Origin of the sequence: Streptomyces endocoffeicus (assembly GCF_016741935.1) — a bacterium.
GTDB classification, from domain to species: Bacteria; Actinomycetota; Actinomycetes; order Streptomycetales; family Streptomycetaceae; genus Streptomyces; species Streptomyces endocoffeicus.
The window spans coordinates 89,578-113,723 of sequence record NZ_JAERRG010000010.1 but is presented as its reverse complement, the minus strand read 5'-3'; the positions used below and the strand labels follow the sequence as shown (position 1 = coordinate 113,723).

The 24,146-nt window shown below is 72.0% G+C and carries 19 protein-coding genes; 4 read left to right on the top strand and 15 right to left on the bottom strand.

The annotated features are described in order from the left end of the window. Positions 1-29 precede the first annotated feature (29 nt). From JK364_RS24860 to JK364_RS24850, 3 genes are all read right to left on the bottom strand, one after another. Complete coding sequence (locus tag JK364_RS24860; RefSeq protein WP_201853410.1) at positions 30-1,547, bottom strand: lysine N(6)-hydroxylase/L-ornithine N(5)-oxygenase family protein; 1,518 nt, start codon at positions 1,545-1,547, stop codon at positions 30-32. Further along, entirely contained in the window at positions 1,544-2,944 is a 1,401-nt protein-coding gene (locus tag JK364_RS24855) for a pyridoxal phosphate-dependent decarboxylase family protein (RefSeq protein WP_201853409.1), read from the bottom strand. Before JK364_RS24855 ends, JK364_RS24860 begins: the two co-directional genes overlap by 4 nt. 177 nt (positions 2,945-3,121) lie before the next feature. Continuing rightward, positions 3,122-3,358 (bottom strand): hypothetical protein, encoded by a 237-nt coding sequence (locus JK364_RS24850; protein ID WP_201853408.1) that lies wholly within the window; start codon positions 3,356-3,358, stop codon positions 3,122-3,124. A gap of 125 nt (positions 3,359-3,483) precedes the next feature. Here JK364_RS24850 and JK364_RS24845 point away from each other — a divergent pair, with 125 nt between their 5' ends. Next, positions 3,484-4,104, top strand: coding sequence for a dihydrofolate reductase family protein (locus JK364_RS24845; protein WP_201853407.1), 621 nt, complete (start codon positions 3,484-3,486; stop codon positions 4,102-4,104). 180 nt (positions 4,105-4,284) lie between these two features. On the opposite strand, the gene pepN is transcribed toward JK364_RS24845, so the two are convergent. Together pepN and JK364_RS24835 are read right to left on the bottom strand one after the other, a co-directional pair. Beyond that, positions 4,285-6,906, bottom strand: a complete 2,622-nt coding sequence (gene pepN, locus JK364_RS24840) for an aminopeptidase N (RefSeq protein WP_201853406.1) — start codon at positions 6,904-6,906, stop codon at positions 4,285-4,287. 79 nt (positions 6,907-6,985) lie between these two features. Further along, positions 6,986-7,363, bottom strand: coding sequence for a chorismate mutase (locus tag JK364_RS24835; protein ID WP_201853680.1), 378 nt, complete (start codon positions 7,361-7,363; stop codon positions 6,986-6,988). A 357-nt stretch (positions 7,364-7,720) separates the two neighbouring features. On the opposite strand from JK364_RS24835, the gene JK364_RS24830 reads away from it, so the two are divergent. After that, the gene (locus tag JK364_RS24830) at positions 7,721-8,107 is read left to right on the top strand and encodes a VOC family protein (RefSeq protein ID WP_201853405.1); all 387 of its coding nucleotides are present in this window, start codon (positions 7,721-7,723) and stop codon (positions 8,105-8,107) included. Positions 8,108-8,239: 132 nt separating this feature from the next. Here JK364_RS24830 and JK364_RS24825 read toward each other — a convergent pair whose 3' ends face one another. Continuing rightward, positions 8,240-9,037 (bottom strand): S1 family peptidase, encoded by a 798-nt coding sequence (locus JK364_RS24825; RefSeq protein WP_201853404.1) that lies wholly within the window; start codon positions 9,035-9,037, stop codon positions 8,240-8,242. Positions 9,038-9,301: 264 nt separating this feature from the next. On the opposite strand from JK364_RS24825, the gene JK364_RS24820 reads away from it, so the two are divergent. Then, the gene (locus tag JK364_RS24820; protein WP_201853403.1) at positions 9,302-10,189 is read left to right on the top strand and encodes a hypothetical protein; all 888 of its coding nucleotides are present in this window, start codon (positions 9,302-9,304) and stop codon (positions 10,187-10,189) included. An 82-nt stretch (positions 10,190-10,271) separates the two neighbouring features. Next, positions 10,272-10,745 carry a PPOX class F420-dependent oxidoreductase gene (locus JK364_RS24815; RefSeq protein WP_164434212.1) on the top strand — a complete coding sequence of 158 codons (474 nt, stop codon included), beginning with the start codon at positions 10,272-10,274 and terminating at the stop codon, positions 10,743-10,745. Positions 10,746-10,761: 16 nt separating this feature from the next. Here the strand turns inward: JK364_RS24815 and JK364_RS24810 are convergent, their stop codons facing one another. The 9 genes from JK364_RS24810 to JK364_RS24770 all read right to left on the bottom strand — a co-directional run bounded on the left by JK364_RS24810 (position 10,762) and on the right by JK364_RS24770 (position 24,081). Then, positions 10,762-12,258 carry a glycosyltransferase family 39 protein gene (locus tag JK364_RS24810; protein WP_201853402.1) on the bottom strand — a complete coding sequence of 499 codons (1,497 nt, stop codon included), beginning with the start codon at positions 12,256-12,258 and terminating at the stop codon, positions 10,762-10,764. Between the two features lie 57 nt (positions 12,259-12,315). Further along, positions 12,316-13,374, bottom strand: coding sequence for an ABC-2 membrane transporter-related protein (locus JK364_RS24805; RefSeq protein ID WP_201853401.1), 1,059 nt, complete (start codon positions 13,372-13,374; stop codon positions 12,316-12,318). Next, positions 13,371-14,303 carry an ABC transporter ATP-binding protein gene (locus JK364_RS24800; protein ID WP_201853400.1) on the bottom strand — a complete coding sequence of 311 codons (933 nt, stop codon included), beginning with the start codon at positions 14,301-14,303 and terminating at the stop codon, positions 13,371-13,373. Before JK364_RS24800 ends, JK364_RS24805 begins: the two co-directional genes overlap by 4 nt. Beyond that, complete coding sequence (locus JK364_RS24795) at positions 14,300-14,722, bottom strand: GntR family transcriptional regulator (protein ID WP_099013411.1); 423 nt, start codon at positions 14,720-14,722, stop codon at positions 14,300-14,302. Before JK364_RS24795 ends, JK364_RS24800 begins: the two co-directional genes overlap by 4 nt. 262 nt (positions 14,723-14,984) lie before the next feature. After that, positions 14,985-16,445 (bottom strand): glutamate synthase subunit beta, encoded by a 1,461-nt coding sequence (locus JK364_RS24790; protein ID WP_201853399.1) that lies wholly within the window; start codon positions 16,443-16,445, stop codon positions 14,985-14,987. Continuing rightward, the gene (gene gltB, locus JK364_RS24785; protein ID WP_201853398.1) at positions 16,438-20,988 is read right to left on the bottom strand and encodes a glutamate synthase large subunit; all 4,551 of its coding nucleotides are present in this window, start codon (positions 20,986-20,988) and stop codon (positions 16,438-16,440) included. The genes JK364_RS24790 and gltB overlap by 8 nt, the downstream gene beginning before the upstream one ends. A gap of 300 nt (positions 20,989-21,288) precedes the next feature. After that, positions 21,289-22,020, bottom strand: a complete 732-nt coding sequence (locus tag JK364_RS24780; protein WP_201853397.1) for a VIT1/CCC1 transporter family protein — start codon at positions 22,018-22,020, stop codon at positions 21,289-21,291. Positions 22,021-22,208: 188 nt separating this feature from the next. Then, entirely contained in the window at positions 22,209-23,192 is a 984-nt protein-coding gene (lgt, locus tag JK364_RS24775; protein WP_201853396.1) for a prolipoprotein diacylglyceryl transferase, read from the bottom strand. Between the two features lie 70 nt (positions 23,193-23,262). Beyond that, positions 23,263-24,081 carry a DsbA family protein gene (locus JK364_RS24770; protein WP_201853395.1) on the bottom strand — a complete coding sequence of 273 codons (819 nt, stop codon included), beginning with the start codon at positions 24,079-24,081 and terminating at the stop codon, positions 23,263-23,265. Positions 24,082-24,146: the final 65 nt, after the last annotated feature.

Here is a 24,146-nt window from a genome sequence, read left to right as displayed (position 1 = left end):
TTGCAGGACGAGGCGTGCCCCCGGCGCGGTCAGGTCCGCGTCGGGGTGAGGGGGCTGCGCTGGTCGGGGAGGTGCGGGTTGCCGATGACGGTGCCGCACCGTCCCGACGGCTGGAGCCCGAAGGCGGTGAACGCGGTGCGGGACGGCAGCCGGTAGGCGGGGTCCGTGAGCAGCGAGTTGAGGATGACGGCGGAGCGCCAGGCGGCGAGGCCGAGGTCCGGGGTGCCGACGCCATGGGTGTGGCGCTCGGCGTTCTGGACGTACACCGAGCCCTTGATCATGGGGTCGAGGACCAGGCGGTGGTCGGCGTCGACGCGGGGGCGCTCGGAGGCGTCCCGGCGGATGTAGGGGTCGAGGGCGGCGAGGAGGGTGTCGACGCGGCGCTCTCGGTAGCCGGTGGCGAGGACGACGGCCTCGGTGGTGTGGCGGGCCCGGGTGCCCTGCTCGGTGTGTACCAGGTGTAGTTCGAGCTGGGCGGCGGCGATACGGCCGGCGGTGCGGACGGTGACACCGGGGGTGAGGACGGCGCCGGGCCAGCCGTCGGAGTGCAGGGCCCGGCGGTAGAGCTCGTGGTGGATGGCGTCGAGCGTCTCGTGGGCGATGCCCTTGTAGAGCTGCCACTGGCGGGGCAGCAGCTGGTCGCGGACGGGCTCGGGCAGGGTGTGGAAGTAGCGGGTGTAGTCGGGGCTGAACTGCTCCAGGCCGAGCTTGCCGTACTCCATGGGCGCGAAGGCGGGGGTGCGGGCCATCCAGTGGAGCCCTTCGGCGCCGAGGGGGCGGTTGCGCAGCAGGTCTAGGAAGACCTCGGCGCCGGACTGGCCGGAGCCGATGACGGTGACATGGCCGGTGACCAGGAGCCGTTCGCGGTGTTCGAGGTAGTCGGAGGAGTGGAGGACGGGGACGTTGGGGGCGTCGGCGAGCGGGCGCAGGGGTTCGGGGACGTATGGCTCGGTGCCGACGCCGAGGACGAGGTTGCGGGCGTAGACGCGGCCGAGGGCCCTGCCCTCCTCATCGGTCGCGGCATCGGCTGCGGCCGGATCGGACGCGGGGGCGTCGGCGGCCGGGCCGGGCCGGGCGAAGTCGATTTCGAACAGCTCGTATTCGTGGTCCCAGCGGACGGCGTCGACGCGGTGGTCGAAGTGGAGTCCGGGGAGCTGTTCGCTGACCCAGCGGCAGTACGCGTCGTACTCGGCGCGCTCGATGTGGAAGCGCTCGGCGACGTAGAAGGGGAACAGCCGCTCATGGGCCTTGAGGTACTGGAGGAAGGTCCAGGGGCTGCCGGGGTCGGCGAGGGTCACCAGGTCGGCGAGGAAGGGGACTTGGACGGTCGCGCCGTCGATGAGGAGGCCGGGGTGCCAGTGGAAGGCTGGCCGCTGCTCGTAGAAGGCGGTGCGCAGGGCGGGGACACCGTGGGCGAGGGCGGCGAGGGAGAGGTTGAACGGGCCGACGCCGATACCGGCCAGGTCCACGGGCCGGTCGGCGGCCCGGTCGGCGGCGGTGGCGGGATCGGCGGACGCGGCGGGGTGGGGGGGTTGTGCGGTGCTCATGGGGTGGTGTTGCCTTCCACGAGTTCGAGCAGCCCGCGCAGATCGTCGGGCTGGATGTGCGGGTTGAGAACGGTGGCCTTGAGCCACAGCCCCGAAGGAGTGGCGGCGCGGCCGAGGACGGCCGCCCCGTGGTGGAGCAAGCGGCGGCGCAGCGCGGCGACGGCGGCGGGCGGTGCCCCGGTGGGGCGGAAGAGAACGGTGCTGATGGTGGGGCGGGCGTGGAGCTCGAGCCCGGGGCGGGCCTCGATGAGGTCCGCGAGGTGCTGGGCGGCCGCGCAGACGTGGTCCACGAGTTCGCCGAGACCGCGGCGGCCGAGCGCCCGCAGCGTGACGGCGATCTTGAAGATGTCGGGGCGGCGGGTGGTGCGGAGCGAGCGGCCGAGCAGATCGGGCAGGCCGGCTTCGGTGTCGTCGTCGGCGTTGAGGTAGTCGGCGTGGTGGGCCAGCGCGGCGAGCGCGGCGCCGTCGGGCACGGCGAGGAGGCCCGCGGCCACCGGCTGCCAGCCGAGTTTGTGCAGGTCGAGGGCGACGGTACGGGCGCGGTCGAGCCCGTGGAGCCGTTTGTGGAAGGTGTCGCTGAAGAGGAGGGGCGCGCCGTAGGCGGCGTCGATGTGGAGGGTGGCGGCGTGGTGGTCGCAGACGTCGGCGATGTCGGGGAGCGGGTCGATGGCCCCGGTGTCGGTGGTGCCGGCGGTGGCGACGACGAGGGTGGGGGCGTCGCACGGCTGGTCGAGGGCGGAGTGGAGCGCGACCGGGTCGAGGACGCCGCCGGGGGTGGAGAGGGTGAGGGGCTCGGGCAGCCCGAGGAGCCAGGCGGCGCGCTGGACGCTGTGGTGGGCGTTGGCGCCGCGGACGATACGGAGGGGAGCGCCCTGGGCGGCCTCGCGGGCCAGGAGCAGGCCGAGCTGGTTGGATTCGGTGCCGCCGGTGGTGACGAGGGCGTCGGGGTCCAGGCCGTGGGGGTGGACGAGTTCGGCCAGGGCGCGGCAGGTCAGCGTCTCGAGCGCACAGGCGGCGGGGGCCTGGTCCCAGGAGTCGAGGGAGGGGTTGAGCGCGGAGACCGCGAGGTCGGCGGCGGTGGCGACGGCGAGCGGCGGGCAGTGCAGATGGGCGGTGCAGCGGGGGTCGGCGGGTTCGGCGGCGCCATGGGCGAGGGCGCGGACGAGGCTGCGCAGCGCGTGGTGGGGCCCCTCCCCCTCGTCGGGGATGAGCGGCCGGGCCGCACCGCGTATCCGCCGGGCCACCGCGGCCGGTCCCCCGGCCGGTAGGGGCCCACCGCGGTCGGCGGCGCCGTGAGCGAGGGCGTTGAGGACGGTGTCGACCATCGGGCGGAGCACGTCCGGTCCGCTCTGGCCCCCGGCGAGGAGGCGGGCGGTTCCGGATGCGGGCACGGGCATGGGTGTGCCCCTAGGGGGTGTCTGGGCGGCGGGCAGGGCTGCCTAAATTACTTCGCGCGCCGGTGGTCCGATCCGGGGTCGGGGTCAAGTGCACCCGTACGTGGTACGGCCCGGCCCCGCGGATTGATCGACGGGGCCGGGCCGCCCCGGGCCTGCCGCCTCGTCCGGCCCGATCGGTTACTCGATGTGCCCCGTCTCGGGGTCCACCTGGCGGAGGAAGTCCCGTGCGGACTCCTCCAGTTCCGGTGTGCTCATGGAGTCGGCTCCGTGCACAGCGGTGGTGAAGCCGTAGCCCGGGTTGGGCCCGGTCAGCCAGGTGAAGTCGTACGTCCCGGATTCGCCGGGACGCTCGGCGACGTCGAACCGCTCCCCGTCGACCTTCAGCATCCGCTGGCGGCGCGCTCCTCGATCCATGCCGTCAGTCTGCCCCGTGCCCGGACCGGGATGCGATCGGCATCGCGTCATGCCTGTTCCGGGTCGCCGCTCGACGGCAAGCTCACCGCGGAGGCGACGGAGGCCGCCACGAGGAGGAGAGAGCGATGATCGAACGAACGGGCAGGGTGATCTGCGACATCACGATCTCGGCCGACGGGTACTCGGCCGGGCTCGACCAGACCGAGGAACGGCCGTTCGGCGACGACGGCGGCGACGGATCCGGCGACAAGCTGCACGCCTGGATGTTCGATACGCCCGACGAGAACCGGGCCGAGGTCGACCGGATGACCGCCGCCGCGGCGTTCATCATGGGGCGCAACATGTTCGGCCCGGTGCGCGGCGCATGGGATCGGCGGTGGAACGGCTGGTGGGGCGGCAACCCCCCGTTCCACGCACCGGTGTTCGTGCTCACCCACCACGCGCGCGAGCCGCAGCCGATGGACGGCGGCACCACGTACTACTTCGTCACCGACGGAATCGCGTCGGCGCTGGCACAGGCACGCGCGGCGGCCGGCGACGGCGAGGTCGCGATCCATGGCGGCGCGACCACCGTCAACCAGTACCTCGCCGCCGGTCTGATCGACGAGTTGCGGCTGCACATCGTGCCGTTCACGCTCGGCGCCGGCACGCGGCTGTTCGAGGGCGTCCCGCCGCTGAGACTGGAGCAGGTGACGTCGCGGTCGGCGAGCCTGGTCACGCATATGACCTACCGCGTGCTGCCCTGAGCCCGGCGGCGGTCATGCGATGCGGAGGAGGCCGGCCGACGTGAAGTTCGCGCACGCCGGGACACCGCCCCAACTGCGCGCCGCCGGCCGGCACCCCGGGCCGACCGGCCCCCACCCCATCACCGCGCGGCAGGGGCGGCGGGGCGACCGAGCGCCCTCGCCGTCCCCGCCGTCGCGGGGTCACCCGCCCTGCTTCTCCCGTACGCGCAGGGCGCGCCGCAGGTCGTCGATCTGGTCGGCGAGGCGGCGGTGGAGGGCGGGTACGGCGTCGGGGGAGGCGAGGCACTCCTCGCCCAGGCGCAGGGTTTCGGCGTCCACGGTGCTCGGGAAGCCGAAGCGGGCGACGGTGTCGGCGATGGCGGGGCCCCGGCGGGCGCCGAGCGCGACGGCGGCCGGGAAGTAGCGCGGCACGTAGTCGGCGAGGACGTCGTGGTGCTCAGGCTGCCAGAAGCCCGCGACGGTCGCGGTGACCAGGTAGTTGGAGAGCTCGGCCCTCTGGCCGTCGGCCCCCTGACCGTCGGCTCCCTGGCCGTCGGTGTGCCGGTCGTCCTCCCCGTCCCCGAAGAGGGTCTGCCACGCGGCCTCCTTCGCGGCGGCGTCCGGCAGGGCGGCCCGGCAGCGGGCGGCGCCCTCCTGGCCGGTGGCGCTGGAGTCGCGGGCGCGTTCGGCGTCGATGTCGGCGGGGCCGACGGCGCCGAGGACGGCGAGGCGGCCGAGGATCTGCCAGCGCAGCTCGGGGTCGAGGGCGGGGCCGCCGGGGACGGTGTCGCCGTCGAGCCAGTCGCTGAGCTCGGCGGGCGCGGTGGCGCTGCCGATGAACGTACGGACGGCGGCGAGCCGCAGCCCGTCCCCGGAGCCGTCCTCGGTGCGGCGCAGCAGATCGCGGCAGGTGGCGCTGATGGTGGCCAGGGCGGCGGGGCGCCACTCGGCGGGGAGGTAGCGGTCGGCGATCTGGGTACGGGCGAAGGCGAGGACGCCCTGGACGATCGCTATGTCGGTCTCGTGCGGCAGATGCGCGCGGGCGGCCTCGAGGTAGTCGGTGGCGGGCAGGTCGCCGTCGCGCACCATGTCGCGGGCGGCGTTCCAGACCACGGCGCGGCTGACGGCGTCGGGGAGGCCGGACAGCGAGCGGTGGACGGCCTTCCAGGAGGCGGGGTCGAGCCGGATCTTGGTGTAGGTGAGGTCGCCGTCGTTCAGCAGCAGCAGATCGGGGCGGGGGCCGGTGAAGGAGAGGCTGAGGCCGGGCTCGGCGCCGTCGAGCTCGGCCTCGACGCGCTCGCGCAGGACCAGCTGGTGCGGGGCGGCGGGCGCGTGGTCGTACAGGCCGATCGCGATGCGGTGCGGGCGCCGGGTGGGGAGGTCCCCGTCCGGGCCGCCGCCCTGGTGGCGGATCTCGGCGCTCCACCGGTCGCCGTTGGCGGTGACGACCGGCGCGAGGGTGTCGACACCGGTGGTGCGCAGCCAGCGGTCGGCCCAGGCGTGGACGTCACGGCCGGAGGAGCGGGCGAGCGAGTCGATGAAGTCGGCGAGGGTGGCGTTGCCGAAGCGGTGCCGGGTGAAGTGGTCGTTGATGCCGTCGAGGAAGGTCTTCTCGCCGAGCCAGGTGACGAGCTGACGCAGCGCGGAGGCGCCCTTGGCGTAGGAGATGCCGTCGAAGTTGAGGCGGGCGGCGGCGGTGTCGGGGACCAGCTCGGGCGCGGGCGCGACCGGGTGGGTGGAGGGGCGCTGGTCGGCGTCGTAGCCCCAGTTCTTGCGGCGGACGCCGAAGTCGGCCCAGGTGTCGGTGTAGCGGGTGGTCTCGGTGAGGATCTGGTAGCCCATGTACTCGGCGAAGGACTCGTTCAGCCAGATGTCGTCCCACCACTTCATGGTGACGAGGTCGCCGAACCACATATGGGCCATCTCGTGGGCGATGACCATGGCGCGGGTCTGGCGCTCGGCGTCGGTGACGGCGGAGCGGAAGACGAATTCGTCGCGGAAGGTGACCAGGCCCGGGTTCTCCATGGCGCCGGAGTTGAACTCGGGGACGAACGCCTGGTCGTAGGAGTCGAAGGGGTACGGCTCCTCGAAGATCTCGTGGTAGCGGTCGAAGCAGCGCCGGGTGATGTCGAAGAGCTCGTCGGCGTCGGCCTCGAGATAGGGCGCGAGGGAACGGCGGACATGCAGCCCGAAGGGGAGTCCGGCGTGCTCGGTGCGCACCGAGTGGTACGGGCCGGCGGCCAGCGCCATCAGATAGGTGCTGATGGGCGGGGTGGGCGCGAGCTGCCAGCGGCCCTCCCCGGGGGCGCCGACGCGGGTGGCGACGCCGTTGCCGAGGACGGTCCACTCGGGCGGGGCGGTGACGCGGACGTCGAAGACGGCCTTGAGGTCGGGCTGGTCGAACGCGGTGAAGACGTCGTTCGCGTCCGACATGCAGCACATGGTGTAGAGGTACGTCTCACCGTCGGCCGGGTCGGTGAAGCGGTGCATGCCCTCGCCGGTGTGGGAGTAGCGCATGTCGGTCTCGACGCGCAGCTCGTGCTCGCCCGCGGTGAGCCCGGTGAGCGGGAGCCGGCCGCCCGCGAGCGCCTCGGCGGTCTCACCGGTGAGGTCCAGTTCCCGGCCGTCGAGCACGGCGCGGTGGAGGGCCGCCGGCTGGAGCTCGGCGAAGGTGTCCGCGCCCGCCTGGCGCGCGCTGAAGCGGATGGTCGTGACGGAGCCGAAGAGCTCCTCCCCGCGGGTGAGGTCGAGGTCGATGGTGTAGCGGTGGACCTCGATGAGGCGGGCTCGGTGCTGCGCTTCCTCGCGCGTCAGTACGGACATGGGGACATGCTGCCCTACGTGCGGCGGGCCGGACACGGGTGGGAAGTGGTTGCCCGGGGCGGACAGTCGCCCGGGCGCACTACCGGAGTGCGCCCTCGGGCCCCTCGGTGCCGTTGTCGGACCGCGCGATGGTCTCGTGGTGCCGGATGACCTCGGCGATGATGAAGTTGAGCAGCTTCTCGGCGAAGGCGGGGTCGAGCTTGGCGCTCTCGGCGAGCTGCCGCAGCCGGGTGATCTGGCGCGCCTCACGGGTCGGATCGGCCGGGGGGAGCCGGTGGGCGGCCTTGAGGTGGCCGACCTGCTGGGTGCACTTGAAGCGCTCGGCGAGCATATGGACCACGGCCGCGTCGATGTTGTCGATGCTGTCGCGCAACCGGGTCAGCTCGTCGAGGACGGACGGGTCGATCCCCTCGGGGTCTCCCGGCGTCGCCGGCTGTCCGGCGGTGTGGTCGCTCATGCTGTGCGTCATGCCTCCCGAGAGTACTTTTCCCCGGGGCCCGGTTCCGCCCGGGGTGCTTCGGCCCGCGTCGGCCGCGTCCGGGGCCTGCCCTCGGTCGGCCCCGGACCGCCCCGACCCCTGTGGGGGGTTTGGGGTCCGGCCCACGGGGGCGCGGAAGGGGGCGGGGCGGTCGTTGGTGGAGGGCCGCTGCCGAATACGGCGCCTCCACCGTGGAGGAGTCGCCTGGGCGGGGAGAGGTTCCACTTCCGACCCGACTTTCCCGGTGGCCTCCGGCCCGGCTTGCCCACGGCTTCCGGCCCGGCTTTCGTCTGCGGGCCCGCTCCGGAGGGAGTCGTTCCGGGCTAGGGTCCCGACATGATCGCGACGCTTCAGTGCACCGTCATCGACTGTCCCGACCCCGCCGCGCTGGCCGCCTTCTACGGCGAGATCCTGGGCTGGCGGGTGGACGGCAGCGATCCCGAGTGGGCGACCCTGACGGCCGAGGACGGCCGTAAGCTGGCCTTTCAGCTGGCGCCGGACCACCAGCCGCCGCGCTGGCCGGACCCGGCCCACCCGCAGCAGATCCATCTGGACTTCGACGTGGAGACGCGCGCGGACGCGGAGCGGGCGCAGCGGGAGCTGATCGAGCTCGGGGCGACGTTCCTGCACGACAGCGGCGGGGAGCGTTCGGGGTTCCGGGTCTTCAACGATCCGGCCGGGCACCCGTTCTGCATCTGCTACGGACAGACGGAACCGAGCTGACGGTGACGCTGAGGGAGCTCAGCTGATGGAGTTCAGCTGATGGAGCTCGTACGGGAACCCATACGGCTGACCGGGGCCGGCACGGTGGCCGGGCCCCGGTCAGTTCCCGTCGAAGGCGATGCTGAGGAGGGGTCAGCCGCCGAGCTGGGTGGCGCCCGCCTTGATGTCCTTGGCGAAGGTGCTCACCTCGGTGTAGACGCCGGGCTTACCGGGCCGTGCGCAGCCCTCGCCCCAGCTGACGATGCCGACCTGGATCCACTGGCCGCTGTCGTCCTTGCGGAACATGGGGCCGCCGGAGTCGCCCTGGCAGGTGTCCACGCCGCCCTCGGCCATCTTCCCGGCGCAGATCTCCTCGCCGGTGACGAGCTCGTCGTAGGCGGACTTGCAGGTGGCGTCGTCGACGAACGGCACGCTGGCCTTCAGCAGGTAGCGCTGCTGGCCGCCGCCCTCGACCGCGGCGCCCCAGCCGGCCACGGTGAAGTCGCCCTTGTTGTACGCCGTGGTCTCGGCGATCTTCAGGGTGGGCTGGTTGATCGGCTTGGCGAGCTTGATGAGCGCCCAGTCCTTGCCGGTGCCGTTGTAGCCGGGGGCCTGGAGCACCCGGGTGGACTTGACCTTGACGGCGCTCGAGCTCTGGAGGTCCACGACGCCCGCGGTGGCCGTGATGGAGGTGTTGGCGCCGGAGCCGTCCACACAGTGGGCGGCGGTGAGGACTATGTCCTGGGTGTAGAGGGCGCCGCCACAGCCCATGGAGAGCCGGACCATGAAGGGGAATTCGCCCTGCGCGGCGCGGGTGCCGCCGACCACGGAGGGGCTCGGCTCGGGGCCGGTGGGCTGGGCGTTGGCGCTGCCGGGGGTGAGGCTGAAGGCGGTGAGGGCGACCGCGCCGAGGGCCGAGGCTCTCTTGATGTGCTTCAGCGTGTTCCGCAACGGACTGTCCTTTCGTGGGGGGTTCGAGGCATGTCAGGCTCATGCCAAGCATCGATTCGCGGCTCCGCCACGTGACAAAAATCCGGAAACCTCTCCGAAATCCCGTGGATGAGCCGGTAAAACGCCCTGTGATTATGTGGACCGGGTGAACGGGGTGACAAGGGTCGGTTTCCAGCCAGCGCGGCCTACCCACTGCCCCGCCGAACGACCGTAAGGTTGATGTGAGACAGGGCGCACGGCTGGCGACGGGCACGGGGTGACGGCGTGGCGGCACCGGGCAGCGACATCGAGCACGGCTATCCCCACCTGGACACCGTCCGGGCCGCGATCACCGCGCTCTACCACCGACTGTCCCGCGACACGGTGGACACCTTCGGGCTCAGCGTGGTCCCCGGCGATGTGGCCTTCGCCGACCAGGACGACCTCTACCTGGGCGTACAGCGGGTGGCCCGGGTCATGGTGCAGCACCTGCGGCTGCCGGACGCCCGGATGATCGTGAGCTTCCGGGAGATGCGGCACGCGGGAAACGTGGAGCTGGCCGCGGGCCCGGAGTACTTCATCGAGCTCAACTCCCGCTTCAAGACCCACCGCAGGGACATCGGCGCGGCCCTGGCCCACGAGGTCACGCATGTGTATCTGCACCGCCTGGACCTGTCGTTCCCCGGCACACGCGACAACGAAATCCTCACCGACACCACAGCCGCCTATCTCGGCACGGGCTGGTTGCTGCTCGACGCCTACCGCCAGGACTCGGTTTCCAGCCAGAAACTGGGCTATCTGACGCCGGAGGAGTTCGGCTACGTCCTGGCCATGCGGGCGCTGCTCTTCGCTGAGGACCCCTCCCCCTGGTTCACCTCTCCGCAGGCGTACGAGGCGTACGCCAAGGGGCTGGAGCTGGCCCGCCGCGAACAGGCCCGGCCGCCGCTCACCGCGGCCGGCTGGACCGGCCGCCGCCGCTACGCCAAGGACCGCCGGTCGGCCCAGTCCGGCCATCCCTCCCCCACCGGAGGCGACTACGCCTTCGACGCGGGCCCTCCGCTGAGCGTCTCCTTCCCCTGCCCGACCTGCCGTCAGCGCATCCGGGTCCCGGTACGCGGGCGGCTGCGGGCCCGCTGCGGGCTGTGCCGTACGGTGCTGGAGTGCGACACCTGACACCTGACACCTGACACCTGACGCCGGGCCGGGCCGTGGCCCTACGGCCTTGGAGTGCGCTCGACGTCGTACGCTCGCCTGCATGAGCCCCTCCATCGCCACCAACACCCAAGTCGGCCTCGACGAGCTGCTGGAGTTCGTACGCCCGCGCCACCGTGCGCTGCTGATGACCCGCCGGACGGATGGCTCGCCCCAGGCGTCCCCGCTGACCTGCGGAGTCGACGACTCCGGCCGGATCGTCATGTCCACTTACCCCGAGCGCGCCAAGGTGCGCAACGCCAAGCGCGACCCCGCCGTGAGCCTCGTCGTGCTGTCCGACGAATGGAACGGCCCGTGGGTGCAGATCGACGGCACCGCCGAGGTGATCGACACCCCGGAGTCCGTCGAGCCGCTGGTCGAGTACTACCGCAATATCGCGGGCGAGCACCCGGACTGGGACGAGTACCGCGAGGCGATGCGCAAGCAGGGCAAGTCGCTGATCCGGGTCACCCCCGAGCGCTGGGGCCCGGTCGCCACGGGCGGCTTCCCGGCCCGGCTGGTGGAGCACGAGGGCTGACCGCGCCCGGCAGTGTTCAGCACTTCCCCGCGCGCCCGTAGAGCACGATCCGCATCCCGGTGACATCCCTGACGGCGCATCGGTGGAAGTGTTCCGCGAGCACCTCCCGTTTCATCCGCTCCTGAGGGGTGTCGTCCAGCGGCTGGCCGGGCGGGTCGTTCACCGTCACGATCCGCCCGGCCGTCAGCATCCGGGCCCTGATCAGCGGTGCGGGCAGCTCGATGCCGTGCAGCGTGCCCGAGGGGATCGCGGGCCGGGCCAGCGCCAGCTCCCGCAGGCCCCGGAAGTCCCCCGGGCTGGACATGATCGGCTCCCGGCGCCGGGCGGGCAGGAAGAGCACCCCGTCGCCGGGCCGGCTCAGCTCCCGTACGGAGCGTGCGGCCGCGAGGGGGTCGTCGAGCCGGCTCTCCGGGGTCCGCAGCTGGAGGGAGTACGGCAGCAGGGCCGCCACGGTGGCCACCGCCAGCCCTCCGGCCAGCGCGCGGGGGGCGGCGACGGTGCGCGACAGCGCGTCCAGCCGGGCCCCGATCAGCAGCGCGAGACCGGCGTAGGCGTAGAGCACATACCGGTCGACGTAGAGCGGATGGAGATACGACACCGCCAGCAGCGCGGCCGGGGGCAGGATCAGCAGCGCGAGCGCGAGGTCGCGCAGCGGGACGGGCCCGTGCGCGGGCAGCGGTCCCCGGGCGCAGCCGAGGCCCGCCAGGGCGATGACGCCGAAGCCGAGCAGTTCGGGCGGGCCCGGCGGGGAGATCCAGCCGACCAGCGCCGCCTGCTGCTGACTGACGATCACCAGCGGCGCCAGCACCAGGGCCACCACGGAGGCCGACTGCCCCCACGCCCAGCCGAAGCGCGCACCCACCCGGGCCCGGTACAGCGCGACGCCGTGTGCGGCGACGGCCAGGATCGCGAACTCGTGCAGCAGACAGGCCAGCGCCGCGACGGCGGCGTATCCGGCCCAGGTGCGTTTGCGGGGCCTGGCCACGGCGCTCAGCAGCAGATGCGTGGCCGCGACGACGGCGGCGCAGACCAGGGCGTAGGACCGCCCCTCCTGTGCGTACCGCTGCACCGCCGGGAACAGCGGGAAGACCAGCCCGGCGGCGAGTCCGGCGCGTGCCCCCGCGAGCCGCCGCCCGAGCAGTCCGACCCCGGCGGCCGCGGCGGCCATGGCCAGCACCGAGGGGAGCCGGAGGGCGACGAGACCGCCGTCCCAGAGGGCGAAGACGCCATGCATGATCAGGTAGTACAGACCGTGGGCGACATCGGCCTGGCCGAGCAGATGCCAGATGTCGGCGACGCTTCGGTGGGCGACCTGATACGTCGTCGACTCGTCCCGCCACATGCTGTTCTCGCGGCGGATCCCCCACAGCCCGAGCGCCAGCGCCAGCCCGGCCGGAACGAGCCCGACGGCGGCGCGCCCGGTACGCCCGGTGCGGCGGGACACCGGGTCCGGGGGCGCCGGGCGGGCGCGCGGGGCAGCCCCGGCGGTGTCGAGGGCAGGCGAGACGGCCATGGGAGGGGCAACTCCGATCGGAGCGGAAGGGCTGCTGGTGGAGGGAAGTGGCGCCGGTCAGGCCCTTCTGCGGCCGATCCACCACAGGCAGAGGGCGGCGAGCGCGACGGCCGCGGCCAGGCAGATCCCGGCCTGCATCCACTGCATGGGCCAGTAGTGGCTCGCCGGGTGCAGCTCCTCGTACCACCTCTTGGTGGCGCCGAGCCGGGCGAAGCAGCGTTCCCAGCCGTGCGCGCCGGTGGCGGACGAGCAGCTGTCCAGGGGGATCTTCGCCCCGGACCGGCTCAGATAGCCGTTGCCCATGCCACGCCACGCGTTGACGTAGACCTGAGGGGAGGTGTCCTCGGAGAGGGCGGAGACGATCGTCCGTGGCGTCATCAGATGGGGACGCAGGGCGTCCAGCCCGTACTGGACACCGGCGGTGGCCCCCAGCGTGACCACCATGGCGGGCACGGTGCGCCGCAGCAGCAGCCCGGCCGCGGCGCCGAGGAGGAAGGACAGCGGGGCGAGGGCGACCGCCGCCGGGCCGGTCGCGTCGAACGGTACGGCGGTGCCCCAGGCGATGTCCTGGAACTGGATCCGGGCCGCCCGCCACCACCAGGTGTAGAGGACCGCGAGGACCGCGGTGCCCGCCGTGACGGCGACGAGCGGGAGCGCGAGTTTGGCGATGAGCCAGCGGGTCCTGCCGACGGACTGGGTCCACACCACCTGGTGGGTGCCCGTCTCCAGCTCCCGGGCGAACAGCGGCGCGCCGACGAAGACGCCGATCAGCACGGGCAGCGCGATGAGCAGCCGTCCGGTGTTGAGCAGCGGTGTGCGGTAGGTGTCCATGAGGTGGCGGAACGCTTCGGCCGTCGGGTTGGTCCCCTCCTGGGGGCTGATCTCCCTGCCGTGGCAGAGCGCTTCCGCGTCCCAGTCCGCGCAGCCCAGGATGTCGTGCGCCCGCATATAGCCGACCATCTCGGCGCGTTGCCAGACGATGTACGCGGCGATCGCCACGACCACGGCCAGGCCCGCCCACAGGGCGGCGCGGTGCTGGCGCGCCACCAGCCACACCAGACCTCGGGCGCGGAGCCGTGCGCCGGGCACCCGGATCCGTATGCCGATCGAGCTCATGCCCCTACCTCCGTAACGGTCGCGCGCGCTTCGGCCGTGAACATCGGCGGGGCGTCGGGAGCGCCCAGATAGCCGAGCAGGACGTCCTCGAGGGAGGGTTCGGTGACGATCCAGCCGTCCCCGGCCGGGGTGCCCTCCGGGCGTATCAGGGCGGTGAGCTGACGGCCCGTCGTACGGGTCTCGACCACGGTGTGGCGGGCGAGCGCCTCCGGTGTTCCGCCGCCGGTCGCGCTCGGGCCGGTGACCAGGCGGTGGGCGGCCTGGATGGTGTCCGCCTCGCCCGCCAGGCGAATCCGGCCGCCGCCCATCAGCAGCAGGTAGTCGCAGACGCCGTCGAGTTCGGCGAGCACATGGGTGGAGATGACCACGCCGGTGCCGCGCTCGGCGGCCTCGGCCATCAGGGCGCCCATCATCCGGCGGCGGCGCAGCGGGTCCTGGTCGGCCATCGGCTCGTCCAGGAGCAGCAGATCGGCGCGCTTGCCGAGGGCGAGGGCGAGGGCCACACAGGTGCGCTGGCCACCGGAGAGCGAGCCGACGCGGGCGGACAGCGGCACATCGGCCTCCGCCACCACCTGTTCGGCGGCCTTCTGGTCCCAGCGGGGGTTGAGCTCCCGGCCCAGGCGCAGGGTGTCGGCCACGGAGAAGCGCGGGTAGAGCGGCTTGTCCTGGGCGACGAAGGCGATGCGCTCGCGGATGCCGGGGTCGGAGGCGGGCCGGCCGAAGACCCGCAGGGTGCCGGTGGTCGGGGTCAGCAGACCGGCGGCGAGGGACAGCAGGGTGCTCTTGCCGGAGCCGTTGGGGCCCACCAGGGCGCAGATCCGCCCGGCGGGCAGCCGGAAGGCGACATCTCTCAGGGCCCAGCCGCGTCGGTACTTCTTGCCCAGCCCGGACGCCTCCAGCGCGCCGGACGCGTCGATCTCGTCGGTCACCCGTTCTCCTCGTGTCCACGCTCGCCGGGGGCGGCGGTCTTGCCGAAGCGCTCTTCGAGGACGGAGGCCACCAGCGCCGTCACGTCCTCGCGGTCGAGCCCGGCGGCGCGGGCCCGGTCGGTCCAGTCGGCGAGCTCCGCGCGCAGCGGTGAGTCCGCGGCGGCGCCGGGCCGTGCCAGCGACCGGCGGACGAAGGTGCCGAGGCCCGGCCGGGGCTCGACCAGCCCTTCGCGCTCCAGCTCGCGGTACGCCTTCAGGACGGTGTTGGGGTTGATGGCGGTGGCCGCGACGACCTCCTTGGCCGTGGGCAGCCGGTCCCCGGGCTCCAGCAGTCCGAGGCGGAGCGCCTGCTTGGTCTGCTGGACGATCTGCAGATAGGTGGCGATGCCACTGCGCCGGTCGATGCGGTACTCGACCACCCGCTTCACCACCCTTTCACTAATCAGTTAGTGGAATGATGGTGGAACGCGTCTGAGGGAATGTCAAACGACCTGGTCAACTGGTTCGGTCAGCGGTCAGGCGACCCGAGCGAACGAGCGACTCGAGCGAACGAGCGACCCGAGCGAACGCCGGCCGAAACGCCACGCGGCGCCTACCCCCGGTCGGGAGGGGGAAGGCGCCGCGCGGCCGGTCCGTACGCCGTTGTACGGGCGGAGATCCGGGAAAGCCGGGAGGACCGGGTCAGACCATGAGGGCCCGGTCGGTGGGGCGGATCGGGGCGGGCAGTTCGCTGGCCCCGGCCAGATAGCGGTCCACCCCGCGCGCCGCGGAGCGGCCCTCGGCGATGGCCCAGACGATCAGCGACTGGCCGCGGCCCGCGTCACCGGCCACGAAGACACCCGGCACATTGGTGGCGAAGTCGGCATCGCGCGCGATGTTGCCGCGCTCGTCCAGCTCCAGGCCGAACTGCTCGACCAGGCCGTTCTTCTGGTCGGTGCCGGTGAAGCCCATGGCGAGGGTGACCAGCTGGGCCGGGATCTTCCGCTCGGTGCCCGGCTTCTGCTCCAGCTTGCCGTCCTTGAACTCCACCTCGATCAGGTGCAGCCACTGGACATTGCCGTCCTCGTCGCCCTCGAAGTGGGTGGTGGAGACGGAGTAGATCCGCTCACCGCCCTCCTCGTGCGCCGAGGTGACCTTGTAGAGCATCGGGAAGGTCGGCCAGGGCTGGCCCGCGTGCCGCTCCTCGCCCGGCCGGGGCATGATCTCCAGCTGGGTGACGGAGGCGGCGCCCTGCCGGTGGGCGGTGCCGACGCAGTCCGCGCCGGTGTCGCCGCCGCCGATGACCACGACGTGCTTGCCCTCGGCGGTGATGGGCGCCGTGGTGAGGTCGCCCTCCTGCACCTTGTTGGCGAGCGGCAGGTACTCCATCGCGAAGTGGATGCCGTTCAGCTCCCGGCCCGGGGCCGGCAGGTCGCGCGAGGTGGTGGCGCCGGCCGCGATGACCACGGCGTCGTACCGCTTGCGCAGCTTGGCGGCGTCGATGTCGCGGCCGATCTCGGTCTCGGTGCGGAACTTGGTGCCCTCCGCGCGCATCTGCTCGATACGGCGGTTGATGTGCCGCTTCTCCATCTTGAACTCGGGGATGCCGTAGCGCAGCAGCCCGCCGATGCGGTCGGCCCGCTCATAGACGGCGACCGTGTGACCGGCCCGGGTGAGCTGCTGGGCGGCGGCCAGGCCCGCCGGACCCGAGCCGATCACGGCGACGGTCTTGCCGCTGAGCCGCTCGGGCGGCTGCGGGGTGACGTCACCGGAGTCCCACGCCTTGTCGATGATGGTGACCTCGACGTTCTTGATGGTCACCGCCGGCTGGTTGATGCCGAGCACACAGGCCGACTCGCACGGGGCGGGGCACAGCCGCCCGGTGAACTCGGGGAAGTTGTTGGTCGCGTGCAGCCGCTCGCTGGCCTCGCGCCAGTCCTCCCGGTAGGCGTAGTCGTTCCACTCGGGGATGAGGTTTCCGAGCGGACAGCCGTTGTGGCAGAACGGGATGCCGCAGTCCATGCACCGGCCGGCCTGCTTGCTGATGATCGGCAGCAGCGAACCGGGGACGTAGACCTCGTTCCAGTCCTTGACGCGCGTCTCCACCGGGCGGGTCTCGGCGACCTCGCGGTCAGTGCTCAGGAAGCCCTTGGGGTCAGCCATTGATCGCCGCCTCCATCATCTTCTCGTGGGTCTCGGACTCGGAGAGCCCGGCACGCTCGGCGGCGTCCTTGGCGGCGAGCACGGCCTGGTACGTAGCGGGGATGATCTTGCTGAAGCGGGTGCGGGCGGTCTCCCAGTCGTCGAGCAGCGCGCCCGCGACGGTGGAGCCGGTCTCCTCGTGGTGGCGGCGCACCGCGTCGTGCAGCCACCGCTGGTCGGTGTCGTCCAGCGCGCCGACGGCGTCCCGCAGATCGACGTTGACGTTGTCCGGGTCGAGGTCGATCACATAGGCGATGCCGCCGGACATCCCGGCCGCGAAGTTACGGCCGGTGCGGCCGAGGACGACCGCGTGGCCACCGGTCATGTACTCACAGCCGTGGTCGCCCACGCCCTCGGAGACGACCGTGGCGCCGGAGTTGCGGACGCAGAACCGCTCGCCGACCCGGCCGCGCAGGAACATCTCGCCGCCGGTCGCGCCGTACGCGAGGGTGTTGCCCGCGATCGTCGAGTACTCGGCGAGGTGGTCCGCGCCCCGGTCCGGGCGGACGATCACGCGGCCGCCGGAGAGGCCCTTGCCGACGTAGTCGTTGGCGTCGCCCTCGAGCCGCAGCGTGACACCGCGGGGCAGGAACGCGCCGAAGGACTGACCGGCCGAGCCGGTGAAGGTGATGTCGATGGTGTCCTCGGGCAGGCCCTCGCCACCGAACGTACGGGTCACCTCATGGCCGAGCATGGTGCCGACGGTCCGGTTGATATTGCGGATCGCGACCTGGGCCCGGACCGGCTCGGCGGCCTCGGCGCTCTCGGCGTTCAGCGCGTCGGCCGCCAGCTTGATCAGCTGGTTGTCGAGCGCCTTGGCCAGCCCGTGGTCCTGCTCGATCGCCTGGTGGCGGACGGCGCCCTCGGGCAGCTCGGGCACGTACAGCAGCGGGGCGAGGTCCAGGCCCTGCGCCTTCCAGTGCTGGACGGCGCGGGCGGTGTCCAGCAGCTCGGCGCGGCCGATGGCCTCCTCCAGGGAGCGGAAGCCCAGCTCGGCGAGGAGCTCGCGGACCTCCTCGGCGATGAACTGGAAGAAGTTCACCACGAACTCGGCCTTGCCGCTGTAGCGCTCGCGCAGCACCGGGTTCTGGGTGGCGATGCCGACCGGGCAGGTGTCCAGGTGGCAGACGCGCATCATGACGCAGCCGGAGACCACCAGCGGCGCGGTGGCGAAGCCGAACTCCTCGGCGCCGAGCAGCGCGGCGATCACCACGTCACGGCCGGTCTTCAGCTGGCCGTCGGTCTGCACCACGATGCGGTCGCGCAACCCGTTGAGCAGCAGCGTCTGCTGGGTCTCGGCGAGGCCGAGCTCCCAGGGGCCGCCCGCGTGCTTGAGCGAGGTGAGCGGCGAGGCGCCGGTGCCGCCGTCGTGGCCGGAGATCAGCACCACATCGGCGTGGGCCTTGGAGACGCCCGCGGCCACCGTGCCGACGCCGACCTCGGAGACCAGCTTGACGTGGATCCGGGCCCGCGGGTTGGCGTTCTTCAGATCGTGGATCAGCTGGGCGAGATCCTCGATCGAGTAGATGTCGTGGTGCGGCGGCGGGGAGATCAGACCGACGCCCGGGGTGGAGTGCCGGGTCTTGGCCACCCACGGGTAGACCTTGTGGCCGGGCAGCTGGCCGCCCTCGCCGGGCTTGGCGCCCTGCGCCATCTTGATCTGGATGTCATCGGAGTTGACCAGGTATTCGCTGGTCACGCCGAAGCGGCCGGAGGCCACCTGCTTGATCGAGGAGCGCCGGGCGGGGTCGTGCAGCCGGTCGGAGTCCTCGCCGCCCTCACCGGTGTTGGACTTTCCGCCCAGCTGGTTCATGGCGATGGCGAGGGTCTCGTGCGCCTCCTGGGAGATGGAGCCGTACGACATGGCGCCGGTGGAGAACCGCTTGACGATCTCGCTGACCGGCTCGACCTCCTCGATCGGGATCGAGTGGCGCTCGCCCTTGAAGGAGAACAGACCGCGCAGCGTCATCAGCCGCTCGGACTGCTCGTTCACCCGCTCGGTGTACTTCTTGAAGATGTCGTAGCGGCGCGACCGGGTGGAGTGCTGGAGCCGGAAGACCGTCTCGGGGTCGAAGAGGTGCGGCTCGCCCTCGCGGCGCCACTGGTACTCGCCGCCGATCTCCAGCGTGCGGTGGGCGGAGGGGACGCCGGAGGCGGGGTACGCCTTGGCGTGGCGGGCGGCCACCTCCTTGGCGACGACATCCAGGCCCGCGCCGCCGATCTTGGTGGCGGTGCCGTGGAAGTAGGCGTCCACGAAGGACTCGTCCAGGCCGACGGCCTCGAAGACCTGCGCGCCCCGGTAGGAGGCCACGGTCGAGATGCCCATCTTGGACATGACCTTCAGGACGCCCTTGCCGAGCGCCTTGATGAGGTTCTTGATCGCGGTCTCGGCCTCGACACCGGGCAGGAAGGTGCCGGCCCGGACCAGGTCCTCGACCGACTCCATGGCCAGGTACGGGTTGACGGCCGCGGCTCCGTAGCCGATCAGCAGCGCGACATGGTGCACCTCGCGGACGTCGCCCGCCTCGACCAGCAGCCCCACCTCGGTGCGCTGCTTGGTGCCGATGAGGTGGTGGTGGACCGCGGAGGTGAGCAGCAGCGAGGGGATCGGGGCGTGCTCGGCGTCCGAGTGGCGGTCGGAGAGCACGATCAGCCGGGCGCCGTCCTCGATGGCGCGGTCGGCCTCGGCGCAGATCTCGTCCAGCCGGGCGGCGAGCGCCTGACCGCCGCCACCGACCCGGTACAGGCCCGAGAGGTTCGCCGCCTTGAGGCCCGGCATGTCCCCGTCGGCGTTGATGTGGATGAGCTTGGCCAGCTCATCGTTGTCGATCACCGGGAAGGGCAGGGTGACGCTGCGGCAGGAGGCCGAGGTCGGCTCCAGCAGATTGCCCTGCGGGCCCAGCGAGGAGATCAGCGAGGTGACCAGCTCCTCGCGGATCGCGTCCAGCGGCGGGTTGGTGACCTGCGCGAACAGCTGGGTGAAGTAGTCGAACAGCAGCCGCGGCCGCTCGGAGAGGGCGGCGATCGGCGAGTCGGTGCCCATCGAGCCGATCGGCTCGGCGCCGGCCTTGGCCATCGGCGCGAGCAGGACGCGCAGCTCCTCCTCGGTGTACCCGAAGGTCTGCTGACGGCGGGTGACCGAGGCGTGGGTGTGCACGATGTGCTCACGCTCGGGGAGGTCGGCCAGGTCGATCAGACCGGCCTCGAGCCACTCGCCGTACGGCTGCTCGGCGGCCAGCTCGGCCTTGATCTCGTGGTCCTCGATGATGCGGTGCTCGGCGGTGTCGACCAGGAACATCCGGCCCGGCTGGAGCCGGCCCTTGCGGACCACCTTGGCCGGGTCGATGTCCAGGACGCCGACCTCGGAGGAGAGCACGACCAGACCGTCGTCGGTGACCCAGTAGCGCCCGGGCCGCAGACCGTTGCGGTCCAGTACGGCGCCGACCTGGACGCCGTCGGTGAAGGTGACGCAGGCCGGGCCGTCCCAGGGCTCCATCATCGTGGAGTGGTACTGGTAGAAGGCGCGCCGGGCCGGGTCCATGGAGGGGTGGTTCTCCCACGCCTCGGGGACCATCATCAGCACCGAGTGCGGCAGCGAGCGGCCACCGAGGTGGAGCAGCTCCAGGACCTCGTCGAAGGTCGCCGAGTCGGAGGCGTCCGGGGTGCAGACGGGGAAGATCCGCTCCAGGCCCTTCTCCCCGAACAGGTCGCTGACCAGCTGGGACTCCCGGGCGCGCATCCAGTTGCGGTTGCCCTGGACGGTGTTGATCTCACCGTTGTGGGCGACGAAGCGGTACGGGTGGGCCAGCGGCCAGCTCGGGAAGGTGTTGGTGGAGAACCGGGAGTGGACCAGCGCGACGGCGGTGGCGAAGCGGCGGTCGGAGAGGTCCGGGAAGAACGGCTCCAGCTGACCGGTGGTCAGCATGCCCTTGTAGACCAGGGTGCGCGCGGACAGCGAGGGGAAGTAGACCCCCGCCTCGCGCTCGGCGCGCTTGCGCAGCATGAACGCCTTGCGGTCCAGGGCCACGCCGGTGCTGGTGCCGTCGGTGACGAAGAGCTGGCGGAAGGCGGGCATGGTGGTCCGGGCCCCGTTGCCCAGCAGCTCGGGGGCGACGGGCACCTCGCGCCAGCCGAGGACGGTCAGGTCCTCCTCGGCGGCGAGCCGCTCGATGTGCTCCGCGGCGGCCGCACCCTCGGCCTCACCCTCCGGGAGGAACGCGATGCCCACCGCGTAGGCACCGGCTTCGGGCAGCTCGAAGCCGGTCACACTGGCCCGCAGGAAGGCGTCCGGAACCTGGACGAGGATGCCCGCGCCATCGCCGGAGTCGGGCTCGGAACCGGTGGCGCCGCGGTGCTCGAGGTTCCTCAGCACGGTGAGAGCCTGCTCCACGAGCTCGTGGCTGGCCTCGCCGGTGAGGGTCGCCACGAAGCCGACGCCACAGGCGTCGTGCTCATTGCGCGGGTCGTACATCCCTTGGCGGGCAGGGTGGGATGCGGAACGCATCGGCTCTCCCGTCGTCGTCATGGCATTTTGCGTGTGCCGAGGGACGACGTTGGCCCTCCGCGAGAATTTCGTGCAGGTTACATGATGGGGTGAATCTCAGGAAGCGGAAGTTCCGTTTCATCATGCGGACACCCCAGGGGTGGGGTGAGGTAAGGCAGTACGGGCATTGGGGATGGGGCGACCGGCGTCGCCATGGCGCGGATCGGGCGACACTGCCCAAGCGCTTCGGGCTTATGCCCGCCCGTAAAAGGATCGAAACCGAGGAGTAACGGCGTGATTATGCGGCTCACCGTATGACCGTCATCCTACGGCCGTTCCGAAGAAAGCGCCCAGGGCATAGGTCACACCCGCCGCCGCGCCACCCAGCGCCAGCTGCCGCAGCCCGCTGTACCACCAGCTCCGGGCGGTCACCCGCGCCACCACCGCACCGCATCCGAAGAGCCCGATCAGCGCCAGCAGCAGGGCCGGCCACAGCGCCGAGGCGCCCAGCAGATACGGCAGCACCGGCAGCAGCGCGCCCAGCGCGAAGGAGCCGAACGAGGACACCGCCGCGACCAGCGGCGACGGCAGATCGTCCGGGTTCACGCCCAGCTCCTCGCGGGCGTGTATCTCCAGCGCCTGCTCGGGGTCGCGGGAGAGCTGCTCGGCCACCTCACGGGCCAGGGCCGGCTCCACCCCGCGCGACTCGTAGAGCGCGGCCAGCTCCTCCAGCTCGTCCACCGGGTGCTTGCGCAGCTCGCGCCGCTCCACCTCCAGCTCGGCCTGGACCAGCTCGCGCTGGGAGGCGACGGAGGTGTACTCACCGGCGGCCATCGAGAAGGCACCGGCCGCGAGGCCCGCGAGACCGGTGATCACGATGGTCTGCCGGTCCACGGCGCCACCGGCCACACCGGTCATCAGCGCCAGGTTGGAGACCAGTCCGTCCATGGCCCCGAAGACGGCGGGGCGCAGCCAGCCGCCGTTCACATCACGGTGGGTGTGGTTGTCGCGGTGGGCGATGTGCGGTGACTCGGCGCTGTCAATGACGGACATATGAAGATGTGCTCCCTTCGAGAAGGGTGTGGCGATGCGGCCCTCACCCCAACGGTTCGAAGGTACGCACGAATTCCCCCGCTCCGCCAGCAAGGAAGGCCGAACTTACCTCGCTGACCTGCGCAAACGCAGAAGGGCCGCCAAACCCCGAGGGGTCCGGCGGCCCGATGGGCGCACCTAGGCGCGCGTCAGGGATTCTTGGTGGGCTCCGCCTCGGCGGCCATCGCACCGGCCTCGTCCGCGTCCGCGCCGTCGCCCTTGGCCTCCTCGGCCGCGCTCTTGGTCGTGACGTCGCTCTTGGTCGTGGCGTCGCCGCTCGTCTCGGGGACCGGGGCCGCGCCGTCCTCGGCCGCGGCCGGTTCCACGACCTCCTCGCGGCCCGGGGACCGCTTCGCGGAGATCACCAGATAGGCCACCGCGGCCAGGAAGACCACGACGGACGTCCAGTTGTTGAGCCGCAGCCCCAGCACATGGTGGGCGTCGTCCACCCGGAGGTACTCGATCCAGAAGCGGCCCACGGTGTACGCCGCGACGTAGAGGGCAAACGCCCGGCCATGCCCCAGCTTGAAGCGGCGGTCCGCCCAGATCACCAGCAGCGCCACACCGACGCACCACAGCGACTCGTACAGGAAGGTCGGGTGGTACGTGCCGGCCACCCGGCCCGCGTCGGCGTCACCGTCGATCTTCAGCGCCCAGGGCAGCGTGGTGGCCTTGCCGTACAGCTCCTGGTTGAACCAGTTGCCCCAGCGCCCGATGGCCTGGGCGAAGGCGATTCCGGGGGCGATGGCGTCGGCGTACGCCGGGAGCGGGATCCCCCGGCGGCGGCAGCCGATCCAGGCGCCGAGCGCGCCCAGCGCGATGGCCCCCCAGATCCCCAGGCCGCCCTGCCAGATCTTGAAGGCGTCCACCCAGTCACGGCCGTCGGTGAAGTACAGCTCGTAGTCGGTGATGACGTGGTAGAGGCGGCCGCCGACCAGACCGAAGGGCACCGCCCAGACGGCGATGTCGGCGACGGTGCCGACCCGGCCGCCACGGGCGACCCAGCGCCGCCCGCCGTACCAGACCGCGACAAAGACGCCGATGATGATGCAGAAGGCATAGCCGCGCAGCGGGACCGGACCGAGATAGATCACGCCGGACGAGGGGCTGGGAATGTAAGCGAGGAGGTCCATGACAGGACCGACGCTACCGTGCCGGGCGGGAGATGCGGCAACCCACCCGGCAACGGCTGCGTAACAAGGATCAGTCGCGGGCCGCCGCGAGGACCATGCGCTTGAGCTTGTTGGGGCTCAGCGGCTTCTTGGGGTCGCCGTAGACCGACTTTCCGCCCAGCAGCACGGTCGGCGTGGAGGCGTAGCCGGAGTGGGCGAAGACGTCGTTGGACTTGCGCACCCAGGCGTCGTGCCGGCCGTCCTCGACGCAACGCCGGAAGGCGGGCGTGACCAGCCCGGGGACCTGGTCCGCGAGCTTGATCAGCCTGCCGTTGTCGGCGTAGGTGTCCCGGGTCTCCTGGGACTGGTGGCGGTAGAGCACATCGTGGTACGCCCGGAACTTCGCGGGGTCCTTGTCCTGGGCGCAGGCCGCCGCGTTCGCGGCGCGGAGCGAACCGGTGCCGCCGAGGTTTCCGTCGATGATCGTCACCAGGTGGTACTCGACCCTCATCCGGCCGGTGTCCTGCAGCTCGTGGACGGTCTTGCGGAAGACGTCCTCGAACTGCTTGCACCCCGGGCAGCGGAAGTCCTCGTAGACCGTCAGGGTCACCGGGCCCGCCTTCCCCGCCTTCCCTTCCTGCCCGGGCTTCTCCGACTTCCCCGAGGGGATCACCAGACGTCCCTTGCCGACGGCTCCGCGCGGCGGCACCAGGGCGCTGCCCGACTTCCCCGAGTCGTCGTCGGTCCTGGACGCGAACATGCCCACGCCCACCGCCGCGCCGAGGACGGCCACCACCGCCCCCAGGACGCCCAGCGTCCGCTTACGCTTCGCACGCGCCCGGTCCCGCTCGCGCTGTTCCCGCAGGCGCTCTCGGGCGCCGCGCTTTCCCTCACGGTTTCTCTGGCTCACGCCCTCGCCTAACGAGGCGGAGGAGCACCGCTGAGCTCCTCCGCCCCGTGTTCCCTCGAACGAGC

Coding starts and splice junctions, on each gene's coding strand:
- JK364_RS24850 (WP_201853408.1), bottom strand. CDS start 3,358: ATGGATCGAGGAGCGCGCCGCCAGCGGATGCTGAAGGTCGACGGGGAG.
- pepN (WP_201853406.1), bottom strand. CDS start 6,906: ATGTCCGTACTGACGCGCGAGGAAGCGCAGCACCGAGCCCGCCTCATC.
- JK364_RS24860 (WP_201853410.1), bottom strand. CDS start 1,547: ATGAGCACCGCACAACCCCCCCACCCCGCCGCGTCCGCCGATCCCGCC.
- JK364_RS24815 (WP_164434212.1), top strand. CDS start 10,272: ATGAGCCCCTCCATCGCCACCAACACCCAAGTCGGCCTCGACGAGCTG.
- JK364_RS24780 (WP_201853397.1), bottom strand. CDS start 22,020: ATGTCCGTCATTGACAGCGCCGAGTCACCGCACATCGCCCACCGCGAC.
- JK364_RS24810 (WP_201853402.1), bottom strand. CDS start 12,258: ATGGCCGTCTCGCCTGCCCTCGACACCGCCGGGGCTGCCCCGCGCGCC.
- lgt (WP_201853396.1), bottom strand. CDS start 23,192: ATGGACCTCCTCGCTTACATTCCCAGCCCCTCGTCCGGCGTGATCTAT.
- JK364_RS24805 (WP_201853401.1), bottom strand. CDS start 13,374: ATGAGCTCGATCGGCATACGGATCCGGGTGCCCGGCGCACGGCTCCGC.
- JK364_RS24855 (WP_201853409.1), bottom strand. CDS start 2,944: ATGCCCGTGCCCGCATCCGGAACCGCCCGCCTCCTCGCCGGGGGCCAG.
- JK364_RS24790 (WP_201853399.1), bottom strand. CDS start 16,445: ATGGCTGACCCCAAGGGCTTCCTGAGCACTGACCGCGAGGTCGCCGAG.
- JK364_RS24835 (WP_201853680.1), bottom strand. CDS start 7,363: ATGAGCGACCACACCGCCGGACAGCCGGCGACGCCGGGAGACCCCGAG.
- JK364_RS24830 (WP_201853405.1), top strand. CDS start 7,721: ATGATCGCGACGCTTCAGTGCACCGTCATCGACTGTCCCGACCCCGCC.
- gltB (WP_201853398.1), bottom strand. CDS start 20,988: ATGCGTTCCGCATCCCACCCTGCCCGCCAAGGGATGTACGACCCGCGC.
- JK364_RS24845 (WP_201853407.1), top strand. CDS start 3,484: ATGATCGAACGAACGGGCAGGGTGATCTGCGACATCACGATCTCGGCC.